Below are 9,695 nucleotides of genomic sequence, written 5' to 3' on the forward strand. Positions count from 1 at the left end.
CTTCAAGCGTGCCCTTTCCGATGCGGCCGGCGCGCGGGTGGCCCCCGCAGCGGCTGCGAAGCCGGGCGTGCCGGTGCGCTCGGGGCCTCTTTTGTCGCCATCGCGTCCCACCGGGTTCGAAGACACGGTGATGTCGGGCTCGGACGGCGCCTTCCCCGACCTCAGCAGCACGCAGTACGGCGACCTCAATTGACCCTGCGGCCGCGCCGTGCCCGGCCGCTGCCGGGAGCGCAGGGCGCCGGGCTCAATGCCCGGCGAAATCCACCAGGGTGTAGAGCGCCAGGCCGCCATCGCGCAGCCGCTGCGAACCGCCGAGTTCAGGCAGGTCGACGATCGCTGCGCCTTCGGTGACCGTGGCACCCAGTTTCTCCAGCAGCTTCTTGCCTGCCATCATGGTGCCGCCGGTGGCGATCAGGTCGTCGATGAGCAGCACCCGGTCGCCCGGCTTGACGGCGTCGGTGTGCAGCTCGACCGTGGCGCTGCCGTATTCGAGCTCGTAGGTTTCCTCGACGGTGGTGAAGGGCAGCTTGCCCTTCTTGCGGATCGGCACGAAGCCCACGTTCAGCTCATAGGCCACCACGGCCCCCAGGATGAAGCCGCGTGCATCCAGCCCGGCCACCACATCGGGCCGTAGCGCGCGGTCCATGTAACGGTGTACAAATGCATCGATCAGCACGCGAAAGACCTTGGGGTCCTGCAGCAGCGGGGTGATGTCGCGAAACTGCACGCCGGGCGCGGGCCAGTCCGCCACGGTGCGGATGTGCTGGCGAAGGTATTCGTTGACGTTGAAGGGCTGCATGGCGGCAATTGCAAGGAACGGGGCAGAAGAAGGTGCGCTGCGCAGGTGAATGCGCCGCCCTGGAGTGTAAGGAGTGCGGCCTTGTGTCGGCGCAGTAATCATTTGCGTGCCACTGGGCCGCCCCCATAATGGGTAACTCTTGTTTCTTGTTGTGCCGCGGGGCCCCTGCCTGCGGTTCCCCCGGACAGGCCATGCCCATCTCCGTGCTACTGATCGAAGGCGACGCAACCCAGGCGGATGCAGTGGTGCGTGCGCTGGCCGACGCGTGGTCGGACTGGAGGGTCGAGGTGGCGGCTTCGCTGGAGCAGATCCGCCCCCTGCTGGCGCGCCGGCTGCCCGACGTCGCGCTGACGGCGGCCCGACTCGCCGACGGCACGGCGTTCGATGCGCTCGAATTGCTGGGCCGCATTCCCGTGCTGATCATGGTGCCGACGGGCGAGGAGGCACAGGCCGCCCATGCCATGCGGCACGGCTTCTGCGATTTTCTGGTGCAGAGCCCGTCGGGAGACCACCTGCTGGCCTTGCCCGCCCAGATCGAGGCGGCGCTCGAGCGCAGCACAGGCGCGCTCGCACGCCAGAATGCCGAGGCGCTGCTGGCCCGCCAGCACAGCCTGCTGCAGGCCATCTCACTGGCCCAGGCGACCTTCATTGCAGGCACCTCGCCCCGGGCCGTGTTCGACACGGTGCTGCGGGCTCTCATGGAACTGACGGACAGTGCGTTCGGCATGGTGGGACAGGTGCAGCGCACCCCGGAGGGGCAGCCGTTCCTGCGCGTGCATGCCATGACCGACATCAGCTGGGACGACGATTCGCGCGCCCTGTACGCCCGGCACGCCCAGGAAGGCATGGTTTTCGACCGCCCGCACACGCTGGTGGGGACGGCGCTGGCTACAGGCGAACCGGTCATCAGCAACAACCCGGACAGCGACCCGCGCAGCGCGGGGGTGCCGCCCGGGCATCCGCCGCTCCACGCCTACCTGGGCCTGCCCATCCACGCTGCAGGGGAGTTCGTGGCCATGGTCGGGCTGGCCAACCGCCCCGGCGGTTACAGCGAGGCCGACGTGCAATTCCTGCAGCCCCTGCTGAACACAGTGGGGCAGCTCGAGCTGGCGCGGCGGGCCGAGCTGGCACGCAGTGGGGTGGAATCCGAACTCGCACGCACCAGCGCGTTGCTGGCGGAAAAGACCCGTGCGCTCGAAGCCACGCTGGCCAGCGTTTCGCAGGGCATCACCAACGTGGACGCCGAGGGGCGCATCCGCGTCTACAACAAGCGCTACCTCGAACTGCTCGACCTGCCCGAGGAACTGCTGGCAAGGCAGCCGTCGGTGGAGGAAGTGGTGCGCTTTCAGACCGAGCGTGGCGATTTCGGCACCGATTACGAGCTGATCGAGGCCCCGGCGCGCGCCTATGTGGCATCGGAGCGCGCGGCGCATGCGGGCGGCCCGCAGGTGCCGGAAACCTACGTCCGCAAGACGCGCGCTGGGCGGTTTCTCGAGGTGCGCACGCGGCGGCTCGAGTCGGGCGGGCGGGTGCGCACTTTCGCGGACGTGACCGACTACCTGGGCACGCTACAGGCATTGCGCGAAAGCGAGGCCCGCTGGCGCAGCCTTACCCATCTGTCCTCGGACTGGTACTGGGAGCAGGATGCGGACTTCCGGTTCGTCCGGTTCGACGGCAGCGCCGAGCGCGCGCAAAACCTGCCCGATGAGATGCACTACGGCCTGGCGCGCTGGGAGCTGCCGCACACCGCAGTGGCCGAGGGCCAGTGGCGCAAGCACCGCCAGCAGCTGGAAGCCCACGAGGTGTTCCACGACTTCGAGATGCAGCGCACCACGAGCGACGGCACGGTGGTCTGGGTGTCGATCAGCGGCGAGCCCATATTCGACGCCGAGGGCCGGTTCACCGGCTACCGGGGCGTGGCGCGCAATATCACCGAGCGCAAGGCGGCCGAGGCCGAGATACGCCGTCTGGCGTTCTACGACGAACTCACGGCGCTGCCCAACCGCAGGCTGCTGCTGGACCGCCTGGCGCACGCCACCGCGCTGTGCGCCCGCGAAGAGCACCATGGCGCATTGCTGTTCCTCGATCTGGACAACTTCAAGGCCATCAACGACACCCTGGGCCACGAATGGGGAGACCGCCTGCTCGTGCAGGTGGCCGCGCGCATCCAGGCCTGCGTGCGCGCCGCCGACACCGTGGCACGCATGGGAGGCGATGAATTCGTGGTGGTCCTGCAGGGCCTGCACGGCGCGGCGCCGGAGGCTGCTGCCGAGGCAGAGGCCGTCGCCCAGAAGATCATCGGTGCCCTGAACGATCCGTTCCAGGTGGGCAACCGCGACGTGCACAGCACGCCCAGCATCGGTATCGCGCTTTTTCGCGACGCCCAGGAGCCCGTGCACGAGCTGCTGCAGCGGGCCGACATGGCCATGTACCAGGCCAAGGCCCTGGGGCGCAACACGCTGTGCTTTTTCGACCCGGCGATGCAGGCCGCCGCGAGCGCGCGCTCGGCGCTCGAGGGCGACATCCGGCAGGCCTTGCAGCGCAACGAATTTCTGCTGCATTACCAGCCCGTCGTGAACGAGGCGGGCGACATGCTCGGCGCCGAAGCCCTGGTGCGTTGGCAGCACCCGCAGCGGGGCATGGTGCCGCCGGGCGAGTTCATTGCACTGGCCGAGCAGACGGGGCTCATCCTGCCGCTGGGGCGGCGCGTCATGCGCATGGCTTGCGACCAGCTCGCGCAGTGGGCCCGCGACCCCCGCACCGCTGGCTGGAGCGTTGCGGTGAACGTGAGCGCCCAGGAATTCCGCCACCCCCAATTCGTCGCGCAGGTGCTGGAGACCTTGCGCGAATCGGGCGCCAGCGCGCACCGGCTGAAGCTGGAGCTGACCGAGAGCCTGATGCTGCACGACGTGGAGGACAGCATCCTCAAGATGCAGGCCCTGCGCACCGTGGGCCTGGGGTTTTCGCTGGACGATTTTGGAACGGGCTATTCATCGCTGGGCTACCTCAAGCGCCTTCCGCTCGACCAGCTCAAGATCGACCAGAGCTTTGTGCGCGACGTCCTCACCGACCCCAACGACGCCGCCATTGCCTGCACCATCGTGGCGCTGGCCCACAGCCTGGGCCTGGAGGTGGTGGCCGAAGGGGTGGAGACCGAGGGGCAGCGCGCATTTCTGCTGCGCAACGGTTGCCGGCAATTCCAGGGCTACCTGTGGGGTCGCCCGGGCCCGGCGGAAGCACTGGTTTGCTCCTGAAACAATAGCTGCTTGCGCTTTTTGAATAAGCGCTACAAGCCTATTTGGCTTGAATATCGTGCAGAGGCGGGCAAAGGCGCGCCCGACGACCGGAGCGCTGCCCTGGTGGTCATCGCTGCACCGTGCGGGGCACGGGGAATAAGCATGGGGCTGCAAATGGCCTGGCGGTATTCCAACCCTGGCGTGCCCGCCCAACCAGGCGGGCCCACCCGGCCCTTCAGCCGGCCCGATCCGCCAGCAGGCATGCCGCTGTTGGCTGCGGTCACCCTGGCCGTGCGAGCAGCAGGTGCGGGCCCCGGTGCGCACCTGCGGGCCGGCCTGGGCTATCCGCGCAGCAGCTTGTCCTCGGCCAGTGCCAGCGCGGCGGGCGGCCCTGAGAGCACCAGCGTATCGCCGGCGGCCAGCACGGCCTCGCCCACCGCTGCGCCGGTGTGGCCGTCGCCGCGCCGCAGGTTGACCACTCGCACGCCGATGGCGGGCAGCGCCAACTCACCCAGGGGCTGGCCGATCACCTTGGCCCCGGGCGGCAGGGTGACGGTGGACAGGCGCTCCTGTTCGCGCTCGTTCAGTGTGTCGTCGTCGGCCCCATGGAAGTAGCCGCGCAGCAGGTTGTAGCGTGCATCCCGCTGGTCCTGCACCAGGCGCAGCACGCGCCGCATGGGCACTCCTACCAGCGCCAGCGCGTGGCTGGCGAGCATGAGCGAGCCCTCGATGGCCTCGGGCACCACCTCGGTCGCGCCAGCAGCCTGGAGCTTGTCGAGATGCAGGTCGTCCTGGGTGCGCACCACCACGGGCACCTGCGGCGCATGGGCCCGGGTGTTGGCCAGCACCTTGAGCGCCGACGGTACGTCCAGATAGGTCACCGCCACCGCGCTGGCACGCACCAGGCCCGCCGCCATCAGCGCCTGCAGCCGGGTGGCATCCCCGTAGACCACGGAATTGCCAGCGGCGGCGGCCTGGCGCACGCGGTCGGGGTCCAGATCCAGCGCCATGTAGGGAATGCCTTCGCGCTCGAGCATGCGCGCCAGGTTCTGGCCGCAGCGGCCAAAGCCGCAGATGATCACGTGCTTGCTGGTGTTGATGGTTTTGCGGGCAATGGTGGTCATCTGCAGCGACTGCTGCAGCCAGTCGCTGGCCACCAGCTTCATCACGATGCGGTTGCTGTACATGATGAGGAACGGCGTGGCCAGCATCGACAGCACCATGGCCGCCAGGATGGGGTTCATGAGCGCGGGCTGCACCAGCCCGTTGTCCAGCGTGAGCGACAGCAGCACGAAGCCGAATTCACCGGCCTGCGCCAGGTACAGCCCGGTGCGCAGGGCCACCCCCGTCGTCGCCCCCATGCCGCGCGCCAGCACCAGAATGAGCACCAGTTTGAGCACCAGCGGCACCGCCAGCAGCACCAGCACCAGCGCCCAGCGATCGACCAGGATGTGCCAGTCGAGCATCATGCCGATGGTGATGAAGAACAGGCCCAGCAGCACGTCGTGGAAGGGGCGGATGTCGGTGCCCACCTGGTGGCGGTATTCGGTTTCCGAGACCAGCACGCCGGCAATGAACGCGCCCAGCGCCAGGCTCAGGCCGGCCAGCTCCGTCAGCCACGCCAGGCCCAGCGTGATGAGCAGCAGGTTCAGCATGAACAGCTCGTCGCTCTTGCGGCGTGCCACCAGCGTGAGCCACCAGCGCATCAGGCGCTGCCCGCCCGTCAGCAGCAGCCCCACCAGCACCGCCGCCTTGAGCAGTGCCAGCCCCAGGGCTGTCAGCAGGTGGTCGGGCGACGAGCCCAGGGCCGGGATCAGCACCAGCAGCGGCACCACCGCCAGATCCTGGAACAGCAGAATGCCCATCACGCGGCGGCCGTGTTCGCTTTCCAGTTCGGCCCGCTCGGCCATGAGTTTGACGACGATGGCGGTGCTGCTCATTGCCAGGGCTCCCGACAGCGCCAGGGCCGACTGCCAGCCCATCTCCCACACGCCGCCCACCGCGTGCGACAGCGCAAGGGCCAGCAGGGTGACCACCAGCATGCTCAGCACCACCTGCATCAGCCCCAGGCCGAACACCTGGCGGCGCATGGCGCGCAGCTTGGGCAGGCTGAACTCAAGCCCGATGGCGAACATGAGGAACACCACCCCGAATTCCCCCAGATGGCGCACGCCTTCCGAGTTCTGCGCCAGCGCCAGCGCATGGGGCCCGATCAGCACGCCGGCCGCCAGATACCCGAGCATCGGCGGCAGCTTGAGGCTGCGGCATGCCACCACGCCCAACACTGCGGCCAGAAGGTAGAGCAGGGTCAGGGCGAGTGAGGACATGCAGCGATGCTATCCGAGCCCATGCACCCCGGTCGATAGAATCCGTGCATGACTGCTGCCGCTTTTTCGCCTCTTGATCCTGATCAGGTCCTGCGCCTCGCGCGGGAGACGTTCGACATCGAGGCAGCGGCCTTGTCGGCCATGGCCGCGCGCCTGGACGCACACTTCGTGCAGGCGGTTCAGCGGGTGCTGCAGACCACGGGGCGCGTGGTGGTCATGGGCATGGGCAAGAGCGGCCACGTGGGGCGCAAGATCGCGGCCACGCTGGCGTCCACGGGCACGCCGGCGTTTTTCGTGCACCCGGCCGAGGCCAGCCACGGCGACCTGGGCATGGTGACCGCCGACGATCTGGTGCTGGCCATTTCCAACAGCGGAGAAAGTGGCGAACTCACGGTGCTGCTGCCGGTGCTGCGGCGCCTGGGAGTGCCCATGATCGCCATGACCGGCGGCTTGCAGTCCACCTTGGCCCGCCACGCCGATCTCACGCTGGACTGCAGCGTGCAGCGCGAGGCCTGCCCGCTGAACCTGGCGCCCACCGCCAGCACCACGGCGCAACTGGCCATGGGCGACGCCCTGGCCGTGGCCCTGCTGGACGCGCGCGGCTTCCGGCCCGAGGACTTTGCCCGCTCGCACCCCGGCGGCGCGTTGGGCCGCAAGCTGTTGACGCATGTGAGCGATGTGATGCGTTCGGGCGAAGCGGTTCCCCGTGTCCCGCCGGATGCCTCGTTCAGCGAACTGATGCGGGAGATGAGTGCCAAGGGCCTGGGCGCCGCTGCCGTGGTGGATGGCGCCGGGCAGGTGCTGGGAATCTTCACGGACGGCGATCTGCGCCGCCGCATCGAAGCGGGCGCCGACTTGCGCACGGCCACGGCGGGCGAGGTCATGCATGCCAAGCCGCGCCGCATTGCAGCGGATGCGCTGGCCGTCGACGCTGCGGAGATGATGGAATCCCACGGCATCACCAGCGTGCTGGTGGTCGGCACAGACGGGGCGCTCGAAGGCGTGGTCCATATCCGCGATCTCATGCGCGCCAAGGTGATCTGATGGAAAGCCGCAACGCAGGATCTTTATCGCACGCGCAGGCGCCCGTGCTGAATTTCGAGCCCACGCTGCTGCTGCACGCGCAGGAGGTGCGCGTGGCTTTTTTTGACGTTGACGGTGTGCTCACCGATGGCAGCCTGTATTTCAGCGAAGCCGGCGAAACCCTCAAGCGCTTCAACACCCTGGACGGGCACGGCATCAAGTTGCTGCAAAAGGCGGGCATCACGCCGGCCGTGGTCACCGGCCGCGACTCGGCGGCGCTGCGCCTGCGCCTGAAGGCCCTGGGCGTGGTGCACGCCATTTTCGGCACCGAGGACAAGCGCCCGGCTGCTGAACAGATCCTGGCGGGGCTGGGCTTGGACTGGGCGCAGGCCGCTGCCATGGGCGACGACTGGCCCGACCTGCCCGTGATGCGCCGCTGCGCCCTGGCCTGCGCGCCCGCCAATGCCCACGCCGAGGTGCGCCATGCTGCGCACTACGTCACAACGGCACGGGGGGGCGACGGCGCCGCGCGTGAATTCTGCGATTTGCTGCTGGTATCCAGTGGCCGCTATGCCAGCCTGCTGGCGGACTACACGCGATGAAACCCATCCTGCGCCAGGGCTGGGAGCGCCTCTCGCTGTACCTGCCCATCCTGCTCATGGGTCTGCTGGCACTGGGCACCTGGTGGCTGGTGCGCAATGCCCCGGCCCCCGTGGCCCCGGCGGCCGCACCCGGCAATGCCCATGAGCCCGACTATTTCATGAAGACCTTCTCGGTCAAGAGCTTCGATGCCACGGGACGGATGCAAAGCGAGGTGAAGGGCGACATGGCGCGCCATTTTGCCGACAACGACACCCTGGAGATCGACCAGGCGCGCATGCGCTCGGTCACGCCGCAAGGGGTGCTCACGCTTGCCACGGCCGACCGGGCCCTCAGCAACGCGGATGGCTCGGAGGTTCAGCTCTTCGGCAACGCCATTGTCACCCGCGAGGCGGCGCCAGGGGCCGCAGGCAAGGCCCAGCCGCGCATGGAGTTTCGCAGCGAGTTCCTGCATGCGTTCACGCAGACCGAGCGGGTGCGATCGGACCAGCCGGTGGTGCTCACCCGGGGCAATGACCGGTTCACTGCAGACGCCATGGAATACGACCACCTCGACCAGGTGCTGCAGCTGCGTGGGCGTGTGCGCGGCGTGCTGATGCCCGGTGCGGCGCGGTAAAGCCGTTCGCCACACACTGACCGCACCATGCACGCCCCTCTCGTCTACATCACCGGTGCCTCGAGCGGCATCGGCCAGGCACTGGCGTTGCGCTTTTACCGGCAGGGCTTCCGGCTGGCGCTGGTGGCGCGGCGCACGCCTGAGATCGAATCATGGGCCAGCGCTCAAGAAATAAGCACAGATAGCTATCAGATTTATAGTGCAGATGTGTCCGTGCCGGCCAGCATCATGGCGGCGGGACAGGATTGCATGGTGCGCCAGGGGCTGCCCGACGTGGTGGTGGCCAATGCGGGAATCAGCGTGGGCATGGACACGGCCATGGGCGCCGACATCGAGGTGATGGCGCGCACCTTCGCTACCAACAACATCGGCATGGCGGCCACGTTCCAGCCTTTTGTGCAGGCCATGGTGCAAAGGGGCGGTGGCACCCTGGTGGGCATTGCCAGCGTGGCCGGCATCCGGGGCTTGCCGGGGCATGGGGCCTATTGCGCCAGCAAGGCTGCCGTCATCAGCTACTGCGAAAGCCTGCGCGGCGAAATGCGTCCGCACGGGGTGCGCGTGGTGACCCTCTCGCCCGGCTACATCGACACGCCGCTCACGCGCCAGAACCGCTACGGCATGCCGTTCCTGATGTCGGCCGACGCGTTTGCCGAACGGGCCTGCCGGGCGATCATGTCGGGGGTGAGCTATCGCGTCATTCCGTGGCAGATGGGCGTGGTCGCCAAGCTGCTGCGCCTGCTGCCCAACGCGCTGTTCGACCGGCTGCTGGCAGGCCGCCCCCGCAAGCGCCGCGCGGGCGACACCGGCTAGCGGCCTGCACGCCGGCCTCACCGGGCAGGGTGCTCGCTCGTCCTCGAGGCTACAGAGGCACTGCCGGCGGATGTGGTGATTTATTGCATTTTTTGCTGGCGCCTTTCAATGCCGTGGTCCACGGCTGTGGCCTTGGCTTGGCGGCGCCGGGCTGCAGGCGGGCTCCTGCAAGTGCCCAACGTGGTGTCAATCGTGACTTGCGCGGTCCTGTGGCCCTGATGGCGTGACCCTCAGATTCTGCCGCTCGTCGCCGGCAGCACAAGGGAGCTTGCTGTTTTCGCCCC

General features: G+C 68.3%; 7 protein-coding genes and 1 pseudogene. 6 read left to right on the forward strand and 2 right to left on the reverse strand.

Going from position 1 to position 9,695, the window contains the following annotated elements; all coding sequences use genetic code 11:
* Nucleotides 1-193: pseudogene (locus ACDELDRAFT_RS15050) on the forward strand (hypothetical protein); the annotation flags it as partial.
* 51 nt (nt 194-244) lie between these two features.
* Here the strand turns inward: ACDELDRAFT_RS15050 and ACDELDRAFT_RS15055 are convergent.
* Nucleotides 245-799 (reverse strand): adenine phosphoribosyltransferase, encoded by a 555-nt coding sequence (locus tag ACDELDRAFT_RS15055; RefSeq protein ID WP_005798309.1) that lies wholly within the window; start codon nt 797-799, stop codon nt 245-247.
* Between the two features lie 191 nt (nt 800-990).
* Between ACDELDRAFT_RS15055 and ACDELDRAFT_RS15060 the strand changes: the two genes are divergently transcribed.
* The gene (locus tag ACDELDRAFT_RS15060) at nt 991-4,053 is read left to right on the forward strand and encodes an EAL domain-containing protein (RefSeq protein ID WP_005798311.1); all 3,063 of its coding nucleotides are present in this window, start codon (nt 991-993) and stop codon (nt 4,051-4,053) included.
* 323 nt (nt 4,054-4,376) lie between these two features.
* Here the strand turns inward: ACDELDRAFT_RS15060 and ACDELDRAFT_RS15065 are convergent, their stop codons facing one another.
* Entirely contained in the window at nt 4,377-6,362 is a 1,986-nt protein-coding gene (locus ACDELDRAFT_RS15065) for a monovalent cation:proton antiporter-2 (CPA2) family protein (RefSeq protein ID WP_005798312.1), read from the reverse strand.
* A 48-nt stretch (nt 6,363-6,410) separates the two neighbouring features.
* On the opposite strand from ACDELDRAFT_RS15065, the gene ACDELDRAFT_RS15070 reads away from it, so the two are divergent.
* The 4 genes from ACDELDRAFT_RS15070 to ACDELDRAFT_RS15085 are packed head-to-tail and all read left to right on the forward strand — an operon-like array spanning nt 6,411 to nt 9,411.
* Nucleotides 6,411-7,406 carry a KpsF/GutQ family sugar-phosphate isomerase gene (locus ACDELDRAFT_RS15070; protein WP_005798314.1) on the forward strand — a complete coding sequence of 332 codons (996 nt, stop codon included), beginning with the start codon at nt 6,411-6,413 and terminating at the stop codon, nt 7,404-7,406.
* Complete coding sequence (locus tag ACDELDRAFT_RS15075) at nt 7,406-7,987, forward strand: KdsC family phosphatase (protein WP_005798316.1); 582 nt, start codon at nt 7,406-7,408, stop codon at nt 7,985-7,987. Before ACDELDRAFT_RS15070 ends, ACDELDRAFT_RS15075 begins: the two co-directional genes overlap by 1 nt.
* Nucleotides 7,984-8,601, forward strand: a complete 618-nt coding sequence (gene lptC, locus ACDELDRAFT_RS15080) for an LPS export ABC transporter periplasmic protein LptC (RefSeq protein ID WP_005798317.1) — start codon at nt 7,984-7,986, stop codon at nt 8,599-8,601. Before ACDELDRAFT_RS15075 ends, lptC begins: the two co-directional genes overlap by 4 nt.
* Before the next feature lie 27 nt (nt 8,602-8,628).
* Nucleotides 8,629-9,411 (forward strand): SDR family oxidoreductase, encoded by a 783-nt coding sequence (locus tag ACDELDRAFT_RS15085; RefSeq protein WP_005798319.1) that lies wholly within the window; start codon nt 8,629-8,631, stop codon nt 9,409-9,411.
* The last annotated feature ends 284 nt before the right edge of the window (nt 9,412-9,695 follow it).

This window comes from Acidovorax delafieldii 2AN (assembly GCF_000175235.1).
Taxonomy (GTDB): domain Bacteria; phylum Pseudomonadota; class Gammaproteobacteria; order Burkholderiales; family Burkholderiaceae_C; genus Acidovorax; species Acidovorax delafieldii_B.

Bases quoted from the DNA above. Each gene is read 5' to 3' on its own strand.
- ACDELDRAFT_RS15055 (WP_005798309.1), bottom strand. From the start codon at position 799: ATGCAGCCCTTCAACGTCAACGAATACCTTCGCCAGCACATCCGCACC.
- ACDELDRAFT_RS15060 (WP_005798311.1), top strand. From the start codon at position 991: ATGCCCATCTCCGTGCTACTGATCGAAGGCGACGCAACCCAGGCGGAT.
- ACDELDRAFT_RS15065 (WP_005798312.1), bottom strand. From the start codon at position 6,362: ATGTCCTCACTCGCCCTGACCCTGCTCTACCTTCTGGCCGCAGTGTTG.
- ACDELDRAFT_RS15070 (WP_005798314.1), top strand. From the start codon at position 6,411: ATGACTGCTGCCGCTTTTTCGCCTCTTGATCCTGATCAGGTCCTGCGC.
- ACDELDRAFT_RS15075 (WP_005798316.1), top strand. From the start codon at position 7,406: ATGGAAAGCCGCAACGCAGGATCTTTATCGCACGCGCAGGCGCCCGTG.
- lptC (WP_005798317.1), top strand. From the start codon at position 7,984: ATGAAACCCATCCTGCGCCAGGGCTGGGAGCGCCTCTCGCTGTACCTG.
- ACDELDRAFT_RS15085 (WP_005798319.1), top strand. From the start codon at position 8,629: ATGCACGCCCCTCTCGTCTACATCACCGGTGCCTCGAGCGGCATCGGC.